The sequence below is a fragment of the Actinoplanes hulinensis genome (assembly GCF_019429605.1).
In the GTDB taxonomy this organism is placed as follows: domain Bacteria; phylum Actinomycetota; class Actinomycetes; order Mycobacteriales; family Micromonosporaceae; genus Actinoplanes; species Actinoplanes campanulatus.
Genome location: NZ_JAHXZI010000010.1, coordinates 89976 through 108533, shown reverse-complemented (window position 1 = coordinate 108533; position 18558 = coordinate 89976). Strand labels below are relative to the sequence as shown.

At 71.9% G+C, this 18558-nt stretch carries 14 protein-coding genes and 1 riboswitch; of the genes, 4 read left to right on the top strand and 10 right to left on the bottom strand.

Annotated features, from left to right (window positions below; all coding sequences use genetic code 11):
* The first annotated feature begins 35 nt into the window (after positions 1-35).
* Positions 36-1280, top strand: a complete 1245-nt coding sequence (locus tag KZ829_RS20090) for a glycosyltransferase family 4 protein (RefSeq protein WP_220145471.1) — start codon at positions 36-38, stop codon at positions 1278-1280.
* The gene (locus tag KZ829_RS20085) at positions 1252-2466 is read left to right on the top strand and encodes a glycosyltransferase (protein WP_308285587.1); all 1215 of its coding nucleotides are present in this window, start codon (positions 1252-1254) and stop codon (positions 2464-2466) included. Before KZ829_RS20090 ends, KZ829_RS20085 begins: the two co-directional genes overlap by 29 nt.
* Here the strand turns inward: KZ829_RS20085 and KZ829_RS20080 are convergent.
* From KZ829_RS20080 to KZ829_RS44055, 5 genes are all read right to left on the bottom strand, one after another.
* Positions 2406-4094, bottom strand: a complete 1689-nt coding sequence (locus KZ829_RS20080; protein WP_308285586.1) for a glycoside hydrolase 5 family protein — start codon at positions 4092-4094, stop codon at positions 2406-2408. The genes KZ829_RS20085 and KZ829_RS20080 overlap by 61 nt on opposite strands.
* Positions 4095-4301: 207 nt before the next feature.
* Positions 4302-5957, bottom strand: coding sequence for a precorrin-2 C(20)-methyltransferase (locus KZ829_RS20075; protein ID WP_220145470.1), 1656 nt, complete (start codon positions 5955-5957; stop codon positions 4302-4304).
* A 70-nt stretch (positions 5958-6027) separates the two neighbouring features.
* A complete protein-coding gene (locus KZ829_RS20070; RefSeq protein ID WP_220145469.1) occupies positions 6028-6813 on the bottom strand; it encodes an RRXRR domain-containing protein in 786 nt (261 codons plus the stop codon).
* Positions 6814-7170: 357 nt separating this feature from the next.
* Positions 7171-7788, bottom strand: coding sequence for a precorrin-8X methylmutase (locus tag KZ829_RS20065; RefSeq protein WP_220145468.1), 618 nt, complete (start codon positions 7786-7788; stop codon positions 7171-7173).
* Entirely contained in the window at positions 7788-9287 is a 1500-nt protein-coding gene (locus KZ829_RS44055; protein ID WP_220145467.1) for a ferredoxin-like domain-containing protein, read from the bottom strand. The genes KZ829_RS20065 and KZ829_RS44055 overlap by 1 nt, the downstream gene beginning before the upstream one ends.
* 104 nt (positions 9288-9391) lie before the next feature.
* A riboswitch (cobalamin riboswitch) is annotated at positions 9392-9519 on the top strand.
* 35 nt (positions 9520-9554) lie between these two features.
* Here KZ829_RS44055 and cobN point away from each other — a divergent pair.
* Together cobN and KZ829_RS20050 are read left to right on the top strand one after the other, a co-directional pair.
* A complete protein-coding gene (gene cobN / locus KZ829_RS20055) occupies positions 9555-13178 on the top strand; it encodes a cobaltochelatase subunit CobN (protein WP_220145466.1) in 3624 nt (1207 codons plus the stop codon).
* Positions 13175-13708 (top strand): GNAT family N-acetyltransferase, encoded by a 534-nt coding sequence (locus KZ829_RS20050; RefSeq protein ID WP_220145465.1) that lies wholly within the window; start codon positions 13175-13177, stop codon positions 13706-13708. The genes cobN and KZ829_RS20050 overlap by 4 nt, the downstream gene beginning before the upstream one ends.
* 67 nt (positions 13709-13775) lie before the next feature.
* On the opposite strand, the gene cobF is transcribed toward KZ829_RS20050, so the two are convergent.
* Genes cobF through KZ829_RS20025 form a run of 5 tightly spaced genes read right to left on the bottom strand, consistent with a single transcriptional unit; the run spans position 13776 to position 18556 of the window.
* Entirely contained in the window at positions 13776-14531 is a 756-nt protein-coding gene (cobF, locus tag KZ829_RS20045) for a precorrin-6A synthase (deacetylating) (RefSeq protein WP_220145464.1), read from the bottom strand.
* A gap of 15 nt (positions 14532-14546) precedes the next feature.
* Entirely contained in the window at positions 14547-15719 is a 1173-nt protein-coding gene (gene dinB, locus KZ829_RS20040; RefSeq protein WP_220145463.1) for a DNA polymerase IV, read from the bottom strand.
* Positions 15720-15745: 26 nt separating this feature from the next.
* Complete coding sequence (locus tag KZ829_RS43135; protein WP_220145462.1) at positions 15746-16387, bottom strand: carbohydrate-binding protein; 642 nt, start codon at positions 16385-16387, stop codon at positions 15746-15748.
* Between the two features lie 13 nt (positions 16388-16400).
* Positions 16401-17456, bottom strand: a complete 1056-nt coding sequence (locus tag KZ829_RS20030) for an ABC transporter ATP-binding protein (protein WP_220145461.1) — start codon at positions 17454-17456, stop codon at positions 16401-16403.
* An 11-nt stretch (positions 17457-17467) separates the two neighbouring features.
* Entirely contained in the window at positions 17468-18556 is a 1089-nt protein-coding gene (locus KZ829_RS20025) for an ABC transporter ATP-binding protein (RefSeq protein WP_220145460.1), read from the bottom strand.
* Positions 18557-18558: the final 2 nt, after the last annotated feature.

Sequence of the window (18558 nt, the reverse complement as noted above, 5' to 3'; positions counted from 1 at the left end):
AAGCCGGCGGCGAGCCCCCGACCCGGAGAAGACCGATGAGGATTCTGCACCTGTCCAATCTCTATGCGCCGGTGATCGGCGGCCTGGAGCGCAGCATCGCCACCAGCGGCGAGGAGATGGTGCGCCGCGGGCACGAGATCACCGTCCTCACGCTGGCGACGCCGAAGGCGCCGCACGACGAGATGATCAACGGGGTACGCGTGATCCGCGTCCGCAGCGTCGCCAACACCCTGCTGCCCGGGATGAACCGGGATCCTCGGAAACCGTTCCATCCGACCGTCGCCGACCCGCTGACCACCGCGGAGATCGCGCGGGTGCTGCGTGAGAACGAGTTCGACCTGGTGCACAGTCACGACTGGCTGATGTACAGCTACCTGCCGCTGCGCTCCGGGACGAACGGGCTGCCGCACGTGCACACCGCCCACGACTTCGGGCTGACGTGCGTGCGCAAGACGTTCGCGCGGGAGGGCCGCCGCTGCGACGGGCCGGCCCTGGGCCGATGTGTGCGGTGTGCCGCAGAACAGTACGGCACAGCGAGGTCCGCCCTGCTCACCGCCGGTCTGCGAGCCCAGCGGCACCGGGGCATCGACGTCCTCACCGCGATCTCGTCGTCGGTGGCGTCCGCGCTGAACCTGGCCCGGCTGCCCGGCGAACTGCCGGTACGGGTGATCTCCAGCCTGGTCCCGGACGGCCTGGACGCGCTGGCCCGGGACACCCCGCGGCCGGAGTGGCTGCCGGACCGGCCCTACCTGCTGTTCGTCGGCCAGCTCGGCCCGCACAAGGGCATCGACGTGCTGTTCGACGCGTACCAGAAACTCTGCGCCGACTGGCAGGGCCCGGACGAGCCGCCCGAACTGGTCTGCCTCGGTACTCAGCGTGACGACACCCCGCCCGTCCCGGACGGCGTCCACCTGCGTACCGATGTGCCGCATCCCAGCGTGATGGCCGCCTGGCGGGGCGCCGCCGCCGGAGTGGTGCCGTCGCTGATGGAGGGGATGGGCCAGGTGGCGGTCGAGGCGATGCTGGCCGGCGCCCCGCTCGTCGCGTCCGCCGCGGGCGGCCTGCTCGACGTGGTCGAGGACGGCGTGAGCGGCCTGCTCGTCCCGCCCGGCGACCCGGGCGCCCTGCACACCGCGCTGCGGCGCGTGCTCACCGACCGTGACCTGGCCGCCCGGTTGAGGGCCGCCGGTCAGCAGCGTGGCCTCGAATTCACCGCGGCCCGCGTCGTACCGAAGATCGAGGAGGTCTACCGTGCCTGCATCGCGGCCCACCCCCGTTGACCGTCCGGACCGCATCCTGGTGGTCGGCTCCGGCTGGCGGTTCCTCTCCGGGATCAGCTACTACACCTGCCGGCTCAGCAACGCGCTGGCGGAACGCTACGAGGTCGGCACGATCCTGATGCGCCGGCTGCTGCCGGCCCGGCTCTACCCCGGACGTGAGCGCGTCGGTCACACTCTCGCCGACCTGCGCTACTCCGAGGACGTACGGGTCTTCGACGGCATCGACTGGTACGCCGTCCCGAGCCTGTTCCGGGCACTGGCGTTCCTGCGCCGGTTCCGCCCGGACGTGCTGGTGCTCCAGTGGTGGACCGGTACGGTCCTGCACTCCTACCTGGCCCTCACCCTGGCGGCCCGGGCCCTCGGCATCCGGGTGATCGTGGAGTTCCACGAGGTGCAGGACACCGGGGAGGCCCGGCACCGGTGGGCGGCCCGGTACGTGCGCCGCTGCATCCGCCCGATGCTGAGCCGCACCGACGGGGTGGTCGTCCACTCCCGGTACGACGAGGAGGCGCTCGACGAGGCGTACCGGCTGGACGGAGTGCCGTGCGAGGTGGCGCTGCACGGCCCGTTCGACCACCACGTGCCGGACCGGGCGGCACGCGAACCCGGCGACGACGTCTGCCGCCTGCTGTTCTTCGGGACGATCCGGCCGTACAAGGGTCTCGAGGATCTGATCGAGGCGTTCGCGTCGCTGGGCCCGCGGTACCACCTGACCGTGGTGGGGGAGACGTGGGAGGGCTGGACCCGGCCCGGCGAGATGATCGCCGGCTCGCCGGTGCGGGACCGGATCTCGTTCGTCAACCGGTACGTGGCCGACGCCGAGGTCAACGAGTACTTCGCGAACGCCGACGTGGTGGTGCTGCCGTACCGGCGCAGCTCGGCCAGCGGGCCGCTGCACATCGCGATGAGCCACGGCCTGCCGGTGGTGGTGACCGCGGTCGGCGGGCTGGTCGAGGCGGCGGAGGCGTACAGCGGCGCGGTCCTGGTGCCGGCTGCCGACCCGGACGAGCTACGGCAGGCGATCGTCCGGGCCGCCGGGCTGGCCGGGCAGCGGCACACCGATCCGTCCTCCTGGGGGCGCACTGTCGACGCGTACGCCCGCCTGTTGTCCCGGATCGGCGCCGATCAGGAGATCGAGACGTCGTCGAACCAGACCGTGCCGCGGTTGTCACCCGACTTGAGGTGAAGCTGGACGCTCGTCGCACCGGCCGGGGCGACCGCGTCGACGGTCAGCTTCGTCCAGCCGCTGGTGCCCTTCGCGACCTGCTTCGAACTGGTCTGGCCCAGCCAGCGGTCGTTGATGTCGAACCAGCTCAGCGCGATCTCGTTGGTGCCGGTCACGTCGACGCCGCGGGCCCACGCCTCGGCGTGCCACTTGCCGCCGGCCGTCACCGGGGCGATCGGGGAGACGCGGATCGACGGCATGTTGGTGCCGTTCCGGCCGGTCTGCGCGAACCGGGCCGAGAAGGAACCGGTCCGGCCCTCGCCCTTCGCCCGCACGGCGGTGCCGACCTCGGACAGGTACGGCCGCCACGGCGAGGCGGGCTCGGTCGACTCGAAACCGAGGTCCAGGACCTTGTTGTCCAGCTTCTTCCCGGCCCAGGCGGCGCGCACCACCGCGGCGGCGGGCTTGGCCGTGCCGTCCGCGCGGTACAGGCCGAACTTGTACTGCGCCGGAATCCGGGAGACCTGCGAGTTGGACGGGATCGCGCCCTGGCCGAAGTCGTACAGCGTCCACGGCGCCACCGACTTCACCCCGGCCGTCCGGGCCGCCTCGAACACCCGGGCCAGGTACGCGGCCTGGCCGCCCTCGCTGTTGCCGGCCGTGCTCAGCCCGGTCTCGCCGATCACCAGCGGGGACGGGCTGACCGCGGCCTGGGCGCGCCGGATCTCCGCGTGGGCACGCTCCGAGCTGCCGTAGAAGTGGTAGTCGTAGAAGTCCAGCGGGGCCGACGTCAGCGACCCCTTGATCCGGGCCAGACCGGCCGCGCCCGCGCCACCGTCCACCGACAGGGTCAACGGCATGTTCGGTACGGCGGTGCGAACCGCCGGGATCAGCTTGCGAACCCAGGCCACGGCGGCCGTGTCGGTGGCGTCGAACTCGTTCTTCAGCTCGACGGACAGCACCCGGGGGTCGTTCGCGTACGGCGCCAGCACCGCCTTGGCCCAGGCGGCGCTGCCGGCCGCGTCCTGGTAGCCGGCCCACCAGTCGAACAGGGTGAACTTGACCGTCATGTCGTGGGAGTCGGCCATGCTGACGAACTTGCGGAGCCGGTCGGCGTACACGGCCTTGGGCTGGGGGAAGCCGAAGGACTGCGGGAAGATGATCACGCGGACGTTGTCGGCGCCCAGCTCGGCGGCCTTCGCCAGGTCGGCGTCGACGCGGGCGGCATCGAAGTTGGTCCACATCGCCGACCACCCGGCGTTCGACGGGTAGTAGTTCATGCTCTTGGCGGAGAACACCGCGGCGAGCCGGGACTTCCGGGTGACCGACTGCACCGCGGCCGACTTGGCCGGCGGCTTGGGGGCGACCTTCTTGACGGTGACCTTCTTGGCGGTGACCTTCTTGGCGGTGACCTTCTTGGCCTTCTTGGTGGTGACCTTCTTGGCCTTCTTGGTGCTGGCCTTCTTGGTCGCGGCCTTCTTGGTGGTCGCCTTCTTGGCCTTCTTGGTCGTGGCCTTCTTGGCGGTGGCCTTTGACGACGCGGCGACCTTGGACGAGGGCGGCGCCGCGAAGGCGTGGGAAGCCGGCACGGCGAGGGCGAGCAACAGCGAGGAAAGCAGAATCGCAGCGTGCTTGCGAGCAGTACTCACTGGTGGGTCAGCCCCTAGGCTCGTAGTTTGTTCACCGACCCCCTCTTATTCGGTCTCCCCCATGTCAGGTGGAGAACTGCGCCGCTGCAACGTGGTTGCAGCCCGGTAGCGGACCCTCACCCACCCCTCACCACGGCGGCGCTGGCCGACGGCCGCCGTCCGGGGCGCGTTTCAAAACGGGTGCTGCCGACCGATCCGCAACCGGCCTCAGGCCGGATAGTGCCTCGGCGTGAAGACGGCCGTGGTGCCGTCGCCGCGGGTGACCGCACGGGTCTGCGACGAGCCGATGATCAGCAGGCAGCGCATGTCGACGGTGGCCGGATCGAGCGCGGCCAGGGTGGTGATCCGCACCGACTCGGCCGGCCCGCCCACATCCCGGCCCACCACCACCGGCGTCCCCGGGCGGCGGTGGCCGCGCAACAGCTCCAGCGCCCGGACCAGCTGCGCCCGGCGGCTCTTCGAGGCCGGGTTGTAGACGGCGATCACCAGGTCGGCGGCGGCCGCCGCCTCCAGCCGGGACTCGATCACCGACCACGGCTTGAGCCGGTCCGACAGCGACAGGATGCAGAAATCGTGCCCGAGCGGCGCCCCGGCCCGGCTCGCCACCGCCTGCGCGGCGGTCAGACCCGGGATGATCCGGATCGGCACGTCCTGCCACCGCGGGTCCTCGGCCACCTCCAGGACGGCCGCGGCCATCGCGAAGACCCCCGGGTCACCGGACGACACGACCGCCACCCGGCGCCCACCCTTCGCCAGGTCCAGTGCGAACGCGGCGCGCTCCGCCTCGACCCGGTTGTCGGAGGAGTGCCGGCGCTGCCGCGGGTTCGGCGGCACCCGGTCGACGTAGGGGCCGTAGCCGACCAGGTCGTCGGCGGCGGCCAGCGCCTCCTGCGCCTCCGGGGTCAGCCAGTGCCGGGCGCCAGGCCCCAGCCCGACCACCGTCACCCCACCGGTGCCGCGGTCGTCGCCGCTCGCGAACCGGGTCAGCGCGGCGGCGTTCGCGTCCTCCAGGCTGACCAGGCCGCCGTGCGGCTCGGCCGGCGCCGCGGCCGTGCCGTTGAACGTGGTGTCCACCGGGGCCTCGGCGAACCCGGCCGATGCCGCGGCGCCGGACCCGAACGCGGTCGCGGCCGGGCTCGGCAGCAGGGCCAGCGAGAAGTACGGAACGGTGGCCGGATCGACGTCCCGCAACGGGCCGGAACGCTCCCGGCCGGTGGTGGCGCGCTCCACATACCAGGCGTCGTCGAGCCGGCCCGCCTCGGTGAGCGCCTCCCGGACACCCTCGAAGGTGCGGCCCAGCTTCATCACTGCCGCCGAGTCGGTGGCGGCCAGGCGCTCCGCCAGATCCTTCGGCTCCAGCGTGCCGGGCAGCACGGTGAGCACCTCGTCGCGCTCCATCAGCGGCCGGCCGAGCACCGCCGACGCGGCGCTGACCGACGTGACACCGGGGACGACGGTGGTGTCGTACCGGCCGGCCAGGCGCTTGTGCATGTGCATGTAGGAGCCGTAGAAGAACGGGTCGCCCTCGGCCAGCACCACCACGTCCCGGCCGGCGTCCAGGTGCGCGGCGAGCCGGGCCGCCGACTCGGCGTAGAAGTCGTCGATGGCGCCCTGGTAGCCGCCCGGATGGTCGGTCGTCCCGGTGGTCACCGGGTAGATGAGGGCTTCCTCGATCTGGCCCTCCCTCAGGTAGCCGGCCGCGATGGCGCGCGCGTTGCTGCGCCCGTGCCGGGCCGCGTGATAGGCCACCACGTCCGCGGCGGCGATCAGCCGGGCCGCCTTCACGGTGACCAGCTCCGGGTCGCCGGGGCCCAGCCCGACCCCGTAGAGGCGGCCGGTCTTCCCTACTGGCTGGTTCGTCATAGCACCCTGAGGGCGGAAACCCGGTCCTTCAGGGCCGGGAGGAAGCCCGGTACGGCCCGGAGGTTTCGTGTCAGGCATGGGTTGGTGCTCCTTCGGGTTGGCGGGTGTAGGCCCAGCCGTCGGCGCGTTGCAGGAGCCGGATGTGCCGGTGGTGGATCCCTTGGACCAGGCTGGCTCCGGTACGGATGTTGAATCTGCCGGTGCTGCGTACGGCGACCCGGCCGGTGTGCGTGCCCCGTTCGACACCGGTTGGGACGACTGCGTGGACGAGGTCACCGGTGGCGAAGCCGTGCACCTGTTTCGTCCTCGGTAGGCGCAGGCGGGGGAAGCCGTACCGGTCGCTGCGGGTACGGGCGTGGCTGCCCCGGCCCGTCGACGTCGCGACCAGCGCCGTGTCCGGCCACCGGGTGACGGTGTCGAGTGCGCCGGTGTGCAGCGCGTCCAGGGTGTGGGTTTTCGGTGCGCCGGTACGGTGCCGGTTCCATTTCGTGCGGCCGCCGGTAGCGACCGCCACTGGTAGGCCGGTGCCGGTCAGGGCCCGCCACAACGCCCACCGGGTCGAACTCGCCGCGGCGGCGTCGCGCAGCGGTGTCTTCGCTTGGCGCAGGATCCCGGCGAGCAGCCCGGTCCGGACGTCGGCCTGGGCGATGAACACGCCGACGCCGGTCGCCTTCGACCCCGGGTCCACCCCGACCTCGACCCCCAAAATCTCGGACTCGCCCACGGTGCGGTCCTTGAGCCGGATGACGAATGGGGTGTGCCGGTGTACGACCGCGGGGCTGGCGGCGAGCAGTTTGCGGGCGCGGGCGGGTGTGCACGGTTGTAGTGGCCGGCCGCGTTTGTCGAGGACGAGCACGACCGGATGGGTTGGTGGGGTCTTACGGCCCCGGTCTCCGGACGGTTGCCCGTCCGGGTGACGCCACTGCCCTGGAATCGGGGCAGTGGTCTCCCCTCGCCCATGTCGCACACCAGATACCGCAACAGGGTCGCGGTGTCCGTGTCCCGTTTCGTGCGCTCTCGTCGGCTTGTCTGCTGACACGGATTCCAGAGTCCGGCGCTGAGGAAGCACACCGGAGTGGGTCGACTGTCTTGTATGCAACGTAGTCACCTCCTTCAAGGCGTCTCGGGCTGGTCAGCCGTCCCCTCCACACCGAACTCAGTGACGCAAGCTCGGTCCTTCAGGGCCGAGAAGCTGACCTCTTCCGTTCCCGACCTATTCCGCTTCGGAGGCGAGGGCGTTCACCGCGGCGGCGGTGATGGCGCTGCCACCCCGGCGGCCACGCACGATCAAGTACTCCAGGCCGGACTCGGCGAGAGCCTCCTTGGACTCGGCCGCGCCGATGAAACCGACCGGGATGCCGAGCACCGCGGCCGGCCGTGGCGCGCCCGCCGCGACCATCTCCAGCAGCCGGAACAGTGCGGTCGGCGCGTTGCCGACCGCCACCACGGCGCCACCCAGCCGGTCACCCCACAGGTCGAGTGCGGCCGCGCTACGGGTGTTGCCGATCGCCGCGGCCAGCCCCGGCACCGCCGGGTCCCGCAGCGTGCAGATCACCTCGTTGGCCGCCGGCAGCCGCGACCGGGTCACCCCGGACGCCACCATCTCCGCGTCACAGAGGATCGGCGCGCCGTCGAGCAGCGCCTTCCGCGCCGCGGTGACCACACCCGGACTGAACCGGACATCCTCCACCAGATCCACCATCCCGCAGGCGTGGATCATCCGGACCACCACCCGCGACACGTCCTCCGGCAGTCCTGAGAGGTCCGCCTCGGCCCGGATGGTGGCGAACGAGCGCCGGTAGATCTCCGCGCCGTCACGCACATACTTCATCAGGGCCTCCTAGCCACAGCCACGATCTCCCCCAACCCGGTCACGGCCGTGCCGATCCCGCTGATCCTCGGCGATCCCGCCCCGGCAGTCGATGGGCCGACCAGTCCGGATCCGTCTCCCTTCGCGCCGGAATTCCCCGGTGGGCCGCCGAGTCCGGATCGGTTGCTTTCCGGTGGGTGGGCTGGGCCGGATCGGTCACCGTCCGTGCGGGCGACCAGGTAGCCGTCGGCGGTGGCCTCGACGCGGACGTGCGGGCCGGACGGGCTGCCGCACGCGCGGGCGCAACCCACCCAGTGGACCGGCAGGCCGTCGACGAAACGGGCCGTGACCGTGGCGTCGGCGCGCACGTCGGCCAGCGACTTCGCGCAACCTGGCCGCCCGGCGCAGGCGGTCACCCCGGACCAGGGCGAATCCGCGGCCACCGCGAGCCCGGCCGCGGCCAGACGGCCCGCCCACCCCGGCGCCGCCGACGGCGTCAGATCGGCCACGATCACCCCACGCCAGGGGGTCACCACCAGCTGATCGGCCTCCTCCAGAACCCTGAGGGTTACGCCGGCCAAGCGCCCCAACGGCACCAGTGCCCCCACCGCGGCCAGCCCGTCCGCCTGAGCCACCACGCCGACCAGATCGGTGGCATCGGTGGCCTCGACCGGCACCGCCGCCGCCACGGCGACGGGCGTCAGCCCGAGGACGCCGGCCACCCGGGCCGACACACGGGCCGGGCCGTCGGTCAGCTCCCGCAACCGCCACGCGGCCGGGCCGTCACCCCGCTGCTCCTCCCGCTCGGCGAGGAACGCGTGCGCCGCCGCGATCAGCGCCGGCACCACCCGGTCGGCCTCCACCCGGAGCCCGGTGTCGTGCCCGGCGAAGCGGATCGCGAACAGCCCGGCACCCGTGTGCTCCCGATCCCCCGACCCGGCGAAACCCGCGTGGACGGTGGGCACCGTTGGTGTGGGGTTGGTGGCGGCCGGGTGCGTGGTGGCCGCCATTGGTGTGGGCCTGGTGGTGACGGCCGCGTGGACGGTGGGCGCCGGTGTGGGGTTGGTGAGGGCCGGGACGGCGGCGACGTCGGGGGACAGGGTGACGTGGCCGAGCGCGAACAGGAACTTGCCGGGGAGGCCGGCCAGGGCGGGATCGTCCAGGACGGCGCGGTCCAAGGCCGGTATCAGAGCGCGGATCGTCGATCCCGGCAGCGGCGGCGACGCGATGTTCCGAACATTGTCGTGGGTCTGTGAGGGCAGCAGCCCGGCGGCGCGCAAGCGGGTCGCCAGGGCCGGGGCATCGATGGCCGACAGGCCTCTGAGCTGGAGATTGGCCCGCGAGGTCAGCTCCAGGGCGCCGTCGCCGAACTCCTCGGCCAGCTCGCGCAGCGCGCGCAACCGGGCCCCGGTCAGCAGCCCGCCGGGCAGCCGCACCCGGGCCAGCAACCCGTCGGCGGCGGCGTGCAGCCGCAGCGCGCCGGGGCAGGCGTCGGTGTCGGAAGTCCGGACGGGAGACATGGCCCGGATACTACGGCCGACCCCCGGCAGGAATTCACCTTCGCCTCTCGGTGGGTCGGCAGCGTCACAGCGGCCGTTCCGCCTTGACGCGGGACACCGGGGTTCGGAAAAGTTATGGCTCACGAGCGGCGACGCCGCGGAGGAAGCCGGTGTGACTCCGGCGCGGTCCCGCCACTGTCACCAGGGAGTTCGAGCCCTGGGAGCCAGGAACTCCGGTCGCCGTGACATCCGACTACCCGGGGCGCGGACCCCGAGGGGAGCGCGCGCGTGTTTCTGCTGCTGTCGACGTCCGACACCGACCTGCTCAGCGCCCGGGCCAGTGGATCGGCCTGGCGCCCGGCCAACCCGGCCCGCACCTCGGTCGCCGATCTGCCCGCCCTGCTCGACGGGGCCGACCTCGTCGTGGTGCGCATCCTGGGCGGCCGCCGGGCCTGGGAGGAGGGGTTGGACACACTGCTCGCGGGCGACGTGCCGGTCGTGGTCCTGGGCGGCGAGCAGGCGCCGGACGCCGAGTTGATGAAGCTGTCCACGGTGCCCGCCGGGGTGGCCGCCGAGGCGCACACCTATCTGGCGCACGGTGGCGCGGACAATCTGGTCTCGCTGCACGACTTCCTTTCCGACACGGTGCTGCTGACCGGCAACGGGTTCGCGCCGGCCGTGGAGAGTCCGCAGTGGGGCTTCCTGCCGCGCCCGGAGTCGACCGGCGAGGCGACCGTGGCGGTGCTTTATTACCGGGCGCATCACATGGCCGGCAACACGGCGTTCGTCGAGACGCTCTGCCGGGCGATCGAGGCCAAGGGCGCGCGGGCCATGCCGATCTTCACGGCCTCGCTGCGGACCGCCCCGCCGGAGCTGCTGGCCGAGTTGCGTAGGGCGGACGCGCTGGTGGTGACCGTGCTGGCGGCCGGCGGCACCCGCCCGGCGACCGCGAGCGCGGGTGGTGACGACGAGGCGTGGGATGTCGGGGTGCTCGCCGACCTGGACGTGCCGATCCTCCAGGGGCTGTGCCTGACCAGCTCGCGGGCCGCCTGGGAGGCCAGTGACGACGGCCTGACCCCGCTGGACGCGGCGACGCAGGTGGCGATCCCGGAGTTCGACGGCCGGATCATCACGGTGCCGTTCTCGTTCAAGGAGATCGACGAGGACGGGCTGTCGGTCTACGCGGCCGACGAGGAGCGGGCGTCGCGGGTGGCCGGGATCGCGGTGGCGCACGCCCGGCTGCGGCACGTGCCGCCCGCCGACCGCCGGATCGTGCTGATGCTGTCGGCCTATCCGACCAAGCACTCCCGGATCGGCAACGCGGTCGGTCTGGACACGCCGGCCTCGACGGTCGCCCTGCTGGCGGCTCTCGCCGACCGGGGTTACCGGATCGGTGACTTCGGGTCCTACGACGGCGACGGGCTCATCCACACGTTGATCGCGGCCGGTGGGCAGGACCCGGACTGGCTGACCGACGAGCAGTTGTCCGGCAATCCGGTGCGAATTCCGGCATCTCGGTATCAAACCTGGTTCGACCAGCTCCCGGGGGACTTCCGGGAGCGTGTCGAGCGGCATTGGGGCCAGGCGCCCGGTGAGCTCTATGTGGACGACGGCGACATCGTGCTGGCCGCACTCCGCGACGAGAACATCGTGGTGATGGTCCAGCCTCCGCGCGGGTTCGGGGCCAACCCGGTCGCCATCTACCACGACCCGGACCTGCCTCCGAGCCATCACTACCTGGCCGCCTACCGGTGGGTGGCCGATGAGTTCGGCGCGCACGCGGTGGTGCACGTCGGCAAGCATGGCAACCTGGAGTGGCTGCCCGGCAAGAACGTCGGCATGTCCGCGTCGGACGGCACCGACGCGGCCCTCGGCGACCTGCCGCTGATCTACCCGTTCCTGGTCAACGACCCCGGCGAGGGGACACAGGCCAAGCGCCGGGCGCACGCCACGCTGGTCGACCACCTGATTCCGCCGATGGCCCGCGCCGAGTCCTATGGGGACATCGCCCGACTGGAGCAGCTGCTCGACGAGCACGCGACCATCGCCGCCCTCGACCCGGCCAAGCTCCCGGCGATCCGGGCTCAGATCTGGACCCTGATCCAGGCCGCGAAGATGGACCATGACCTCGGCCAGGGGCGCCGGCCGGAGGACGAGGAGTTCGACGACTTCATCCTGCACATCGACGGATGGCTGTGTGAGGTCAAGGATGTGCAGATCCGCGACGGGCTGCACGTGCTGGGGGCGGCGCCGGCCGGGGAGGCGCGGATCAACCTGGTGCTCGCCATGCTGCGGGCGCGGCAGATGTGGGCCGGTCAGGTGGCGGCGCTGCCGGGTCTGCGGGAGGCGCTGGGCCTCGCGGAGGACGCGTCCACCGCGGAGACCGACGCGATCGAGGTGCTGGCGCGGGCACTGGTCACGGCCATGGAGGAGCGCGGCTGGCCGACGGTGATCCCGGCCGACCTGGTCGCCTCCAGCGTTCCCGAGGCTGCTTCCGCCCCGGGAGCCGCTCCCGCCGGGCTTTCGGCGACGCTCCCCGACGTACCAGATATTTCGGATTTGTCGGTTTTGCCGGATGTGGTGCGGGTGCTGGAGTTCGCGGCCACCGAGGTCGTGCCGCGGCTCGCCCGCACCACCGACGAGCTGACCAACGTGCTGCACGCGCTCGACGGCGGTTACGTCCCGGCCGGCCCCAGCGGCTCCCCGCTGCGCGGCCTGATCAACGTGCTGCCGACCGGCCGCAACTTCTACTCCGTCGACCCGAAGGCCATCCCGAGCCGGCTCGCCTGGGAGACCGGGCAGGCGATGGCCGACTCGCTGCTGACCCGCTACCGGGCCGACCACGGCGAGTGGCCCCGCTCGGTCGGGCTGTCCGCCTGGGGCACCAGCGCCATGCGGACCGCCGGCGACGACATCGCCGAGATCCTCGCGCTGATCGGCGTCCGCCCGGTCTGGGATCCGGCGTCCCGGCGGGTCACCGGCCTGGAGCCGATTCCGGCCGAGGAACTGGGCCGCCCCCGCATCGACGTGACGGTCCGAGTCTCGGGCTTCTTCCGTGACGCGTTCCCGCACGTGGTGGCGCTGCTCGACGACGCGTTCACCCTGATCGCCGGGCTGGACGAGCCGGACAACTTCGTCCGCGAGCACGCCCTGCGTGACCAGGGCGAGCACGGCGACTGGCGGCGGGCCACCATGCGGATCTTCGGGTCGCGGCCGGGAGCGTACGGCGCCGGCATCCTGCCGCTCATCGACAGCCGGAACTGGCGGGACGACGCCGATCTGGCCGAGGTGTACGCGGTGTGGGGCGGCTTCGCGTACGGGCGGGACCTGGACGGGGCGCCGGCTCGTGGGGACATGGAGAACGCGTACCGCCGGATCGACGTGGCCGCCAAGAACATCGACACCCGCGAGCACGACATCGCCGACTCCGACGACTACTTCCAGTACCACGGCGGCATGATCGCCACGGTGCGGGCGCTCACCGGTCGCGCGCCGGCGGCGTACATCGGCGACTCCACCAACCCGGACCAGGCACGGACCCGCAGCCTGACCGAGGAGACCGCGCGGATCTTCCGGGCCCGAGTGGTGAACCCGCGCTGGATCGCCGCGATGCGGCGGCACGGCTACAAGGGCGCCTTCGAGCTGGCGGCGACCGTGGACTACCTTTTCGGGTACGACGCGACCGCCGGCGTGGTGACCGACTGGATGTATGAGCAGCTCGCCGCGTCCTACGCGCTCGACGACGAGAATCAGAAGTTCATGCGGCAGTCGAACCCGTGGGCCCTGCACGGCATCACCGAGCGGCTGCTGGAGGCCGCCGACCGCAAGCTGTGGGAGTCGCCCGAACCGGAGACCCTGGCCGCGCTGCGTGAGCTTTATCTGGAGACCGAGGGTTCCCTGGAGGACCGGTGATCATTCGACGTGAGACCGCCGCCGATGTCGGCGCCATCCGGGCGGTGACGGCCGCGGCGTTCGCCCGGCCGCACTTCCGCGAGCCGCTGCCGGACGGGGTCGAGCCCGACGAGGCGCCGCTGGTGGGCAAGCTGCGCGCCGACGAGGGCTGGTTGCCGGCACTGTCGCTGGTGGCGGTGGTGGACGGCGCTGTCGTGGGGCATGTGGTGTGCACCCGCGGCCGGGTCGGTGCTGCCCCCGCTCTCGGGCTGGGGCCGGTCAGCGTGCACCCGGATCATCAGCGCCGCGGGGTCGGTTCGGCGCTGATGCACGCGGTGCTGGGTGCCGCCGAGGCGCTCGACGAGCCGCTGGTGGTGCTGCTCGGCGACCCGGCCTACTACTCCCGCTTCGGGTTCCGGCCGGCCGCCGACCACGGCATCGAGCCGCCGGTGGCGGAGTGGGCGCCGCACTTCCAGGCCCGCCCGCTGACCGCCCACGATCCGGCGGTGCGTGGCGTCTTCACGTACGCCGCGCCCTTCAACGAGCTGTAGATCGACTTCGGCCGGCTCTTAGTGCGGTCTCAACGCCCGTGAGACAGCTCTGAGAGCCGGCTGGGTTCTACTCCGGGTCCGGGCGGCGGAGCAGATAGGTGTCCATGATCCAGCCGTGGCGCTCGCGGGCCTCGGTGCGGGTCTCGACGATCCGCTCCGCCACCTCGGACACCCGGCCGGCATCGAGCAGCTCGTCCGCGGTGCTGACGTAGGCGCCCCAGTAGATGTCGGCGTCCGGGTGCGCGGTGAACGCCTGCTGGGCGTCGAGCATCACGACCACGTCGTCGACGCCCTCCGGCCAGCCCTCGGCGAGCCGCCTGCCGGTGGTGATCTGCACCGGGCGGCCCACCCGGTTCAGGCCGATCCGGTGCTTGGCGGCCAGGGCCGAGACGCTGCTGATGCCGGGGATCACCTCGTACTCGAACTCGACCGCCCCGCGCTCCAGGATCTCCTCCAGGATGGCGATGGTCGAGTCGTACAGCGAGGGGTCGCCCCAGACCAGGATCGAGCCGATCTCGTCGTCCTTGAGATGCTCGGTGATCAGCTCCTCGAGGACCAGCGAGCGGCGGTGCCGCCAGTCCGCGACCGTGCCGGTGTAGTCGGCCGGGGTGCGATCGCGGTCCGGGTCGCGGCCCTCCACGATCCGCTTGCGCGGGTGCCCGTAGTGCCGGATCAGGCCTTCCCGCAGTTCGATCAGGCTCGCCTTGGCCTCGCCCTTGTCGAGCAGGAAGAACACATGGGTACGGCCGATGGCCTTCGCCGCCTGGAGGGTCAGATGGTCCGGGTCGCCAGCGCCGATTCCGACTACACAGATCTTCCGCACGCCATGCAGTCTGCCTCAGTCGGAAAGCAGGGGGACGGACGGGTGCAGCTCCCGGCCCACCATCGCGGCCCGTTGCAGGGCGGCCGAGCCGAACCGGTCGCGCACCCGGTCCACCGCGGCGTCCAGACCGTCGTCACGCGGCGCCTCGAACGGCAGCTCCAGTTGCACGGCGCCCTCGGAGTCGAGGTTGCTCACCGCGACCCCGACCAGGGTCAGGCCGCGCTCGGCGATCAGCGGCGCCGCCTCGTGCAGCAGCTCCCCGGCCACCCGAAGGATCTCGCCGGTTCGGGTGGTGGCCTTGAGCAGGCTGCGGGACCGGGTGGCCCGGGTGAAGTCGCCGAACCGCAGCCGCAGCGTGATCGTGCGCCCGGCGCGGTGGGCCCGCCGCATCCGGTGGGTGACCCGGTCGACCAGCGCCCCCAGCGTGGCCTCGACCTCGGTGAACGACAGCGACGGGGAGAGCGCGGACTGCGCCCCGATGGAGCCGCGCCGCCGCCCGGTCTCGACCCGGCGCGGATCGCGGTTGTGGGCGAGCGCGTGCAGGTGGCGGCCCGCGCCGCCGCCGAGCATGGCGACGAGGGCGGCCTCGCCGATCCGGGCGACGTGCCCCACCGTGTGGATCTGCCGCTCGCGCAGCCTGGCCGCGGTGACCGGGCCGACGCCCCACAGCTTCTCCACCGGCAGCGGATGCAGGAACGCCAGCTCCCCGCCGGGCGGCACGACCAGCAACCCGTCCGGCTTGCCCACGCCGCTGGCCACCTTGGCCAGGAACTTGGTGCGCGCCACGCCCACGGTGATCGGCAGCCCGGTGCGGGCGCGCACGTCGGCCCGCAACTGCCGGGCGATCTCCTCCGCCGTGCCGCGGATCCGGCGGAGGCCGTCGACGTCGAGGAAGGCCTCGTCGATGGAGATCGGCTCGACGATCGGGGTGGTGTCCCGGAAGACCTCGAACACCGCCCTGCTGGCCGCCGAGTAGGCGCTCATCCTTGGTGGGACGACGACGGCCCACGGGCAGAGCGCCCGGGCCCGGCCGAGACTCATCGGGGTCCGGACGCCGTGGGCCTTCGCCTCGTACGACGCGGCGAGCACCACCCCGCCACCGACCAGGACGGGCCGGCCGCGCAGCGCGGGATCGTCGCGCTGCTCGACCGACGCGTAGAACGAGTCCAGATCGGCGTGCAGGATCACGCCACCAGGTTAGTACAGATGTTCGATCAGTGGTCGAACCGCAGCCAGTTCAGATTCACGAACTCGCCGCCGTCGTCCGAGGTGAACGTCAGGAAGACGGTGTGCGTCCCGGTCACCGGCTTGAGCACGGCGGTGTCGGTACGCCAGCTCTGCCAGCCGCCGGTGTTGCTGACCGACAGCTCACCGACCGGGTCGTTGGCCCGGCTGTCCAGCCGGATCTGCACCCGCCCGGTGATCCCGGATCCGGACGACACCCGGATCCGGGCCGACGTCGCCGGCACCGCGCCGAAGTCGAAGTTGTCGAACCGCAGATAGTCGTCGCGGTTGACCCAGCCGACGTTCTCCCCGCCGCCCTCGTCACCGGTGGACTCGGTCTCCACGCCGGCCAGCTCGGTCGCCGCCTCGGCCTGGAGCACCGGGTAGTTCACCGGGGCCGGCTCGACGGAGGCGGGGGTGGCCGACGGGGGAGCCGGTGGCGGGGCCGACGCGCCGGCGGCGCCCGGGGTGACGGCGGTCTGCCCGGTGATCACCGGGTCGGCCGGCGTGTCCTGCCAGCGCCCGAGCAGATAGCCCACCAGGACCAGAACGGCGCCGCCGAGCGCGAGGAGCGCCCGGCGGCGGTTCTGCCACGACCTGGTGCGATAGACGGTCGGGGATCGATTTTCCACTCGACCAGGGTAGTCAGACCGTCTCGGCCACGATCGACTCGGTCGGCGGCGCGGCGAAGTGGCACGCGGTGTGCAGCTTCTCCGTGTGCTCCAGCAGCGCCGGGTCCTGCGTGGCGCAGATGTCCTCGGCCTTCCAGCAGCGGGTGCGGAAGCGGCAGCCGGACGGCGGGTCGACCGGGCTGGGCACGTCGCCCACCAGACGGATCCGGTTCTTCGGCGGGACGCCGCGGACCACCCCGATGTCCGGCACGGCGGAGAGCAGCGCCTGGGTGTACGGGTGGTTCGGCTTCTCGTACAGCTCGTCGCGCGGACCCTCCTCGACCACCCGGCCCAGGTACATGACCGCGACCCGGTCGCAGAAGTGCCGCACCACGCCGAGGTCGTGCGCGATGAAGACGAAGGCGATGCCCAGCTCTTTGCGCAGGTTCTCCAGCAGGTTCATGACCTGCGCCTGGATGGACACGTCCAGGGCGGAGACCGGCTCGTCGGCCACGATCACCTTGGGCCGGGCCGCCAGCGCACGGGCGATGCCGATGCGCTGCCGCTGGCCGCCGGAGAACTCGTGCGGGTAGCGGTTGTAGTGCTCCGGGTTCAGGCCGACCATCTCCAGGAGCTCCTGGACCCGCTTGAGCTCGCCGCTCTTCGGCACCATGTCGTGGGTGCGCAGCGCGGTGCCGACGATGGTGCCGACGGTGTGCCGCGGGTTCAGCGACGAGTACGGGTCCTGGAAGATCAGCTGGATCTCGCGGCGGTACGGCCGCAGCTGGCGTTCGTTCATGTGGGCGATGTCCACGCCCTGGAACTTGATCTGCCCGCCGGTGGGCTCGAGCAGCCGGGTGATCAGGCGGGCCGTGGTGGATTTGCCACAGCCGGACTCGCCGACCAGGCCCAGCGTCTCGCCGGGCTGCAGGGTCAGGCTGACCCCGTCGACGGCCTGGACCCATTTGTTGCCCAGGGCGAGGATGCCCTCACCCTTGATCCGGAAGTGCATCTTGACGTCGTCGAGTTCGAGCAGCGGTGCGCCCTCGACCTTGCGAACGCCCGATTTGGCAGCGGTGGCAGCGGTCATCGTCGTGTTCCTTACGGCAGCCGGGGCAGGACTTCGGCCTCGAACACCCGGTCGGGGTCGTGGAGGTGGCAACGGGAGGCACGGCCGGTGTCGGCGGTGCGCGCGATCAGATCCGGCCGCAGCGTCCGGCACAGATCGTCCTTCACCCGCTCGCGGAACTCGCACCGCGGGTTGAAGGAGCAGCCGCTCGGCATGTCGAGCAGGCTGGGCGGCGAGCCGGGGATCGGGTGCAGCGGGCCGGGCGTGCCGGAGACCGCCGGGATGCTTTCCAGAAGACCCCAGGTGTACGGGTGCAGCGGCGAACCGAGAATCTTGTCGACCGGGCCGTGCTCGACCGCGTTGCCGGCGTACATCACCAGGATGTCGTCGGCGATCTCGGCCACCACGCCGAGGTCGTGGGTGATGAAGACGACCGCCGAGCCGAAGTCCCGCTGGAGGTCGGCGATCAGGTCCAGGATCTGCGCCTGCACGGTCACGTCGAGGGCCGTGGTCGGCTCGTCGGCGATCAGCAGCTTCGGGTCGTTGACCAGCGCCATGGCGATCATCGCGCGCTGCCGCATGCCGCCGGAGAACTCGTGCGGGTACTGGTCCACGCGGCGCTTCGGGTTCGGGATGCCGACCCGGTCGAGCATCTCGATGGCCCGCTCCTTGGCGGCCTTCTTGGAGGTCCGGTTGTGCGACCGGTACGACTCCATGATCTGGTCGCCGATGGTGAAGTACGGGTGCAGCGAGGACTGCGGGTCCTGGAAGATCATCGCGGCGTCGGCGCCACGGAAGGACATCATCGCCCGCTCCGACATGCCGACGATCTCCTTGCCGCCGACCTTGATCGACCCGGTGATCTTGGTCGACTTGCGGTCGTGCAGGCCCATCACCGCCATGCTCGAGACACTCTTGCCCGAGCCGGATTCGCCGACGATCGCCAGCGTGCGGCCCAGCGGCAGGGAGTAGCTCAGGCCCTGCACGGCCTTCACGATGCCGTCCTGGGTGGGGAAGTGCACGTGGAGGTCGGAGACCTCGAGGTAGGCCTGCTCGTCCGCCGATCGGGTCCGGGGTGTCCGGGTCACCGTGTGCGGGGCCCGGACCGTCTGGTCGCTCATGC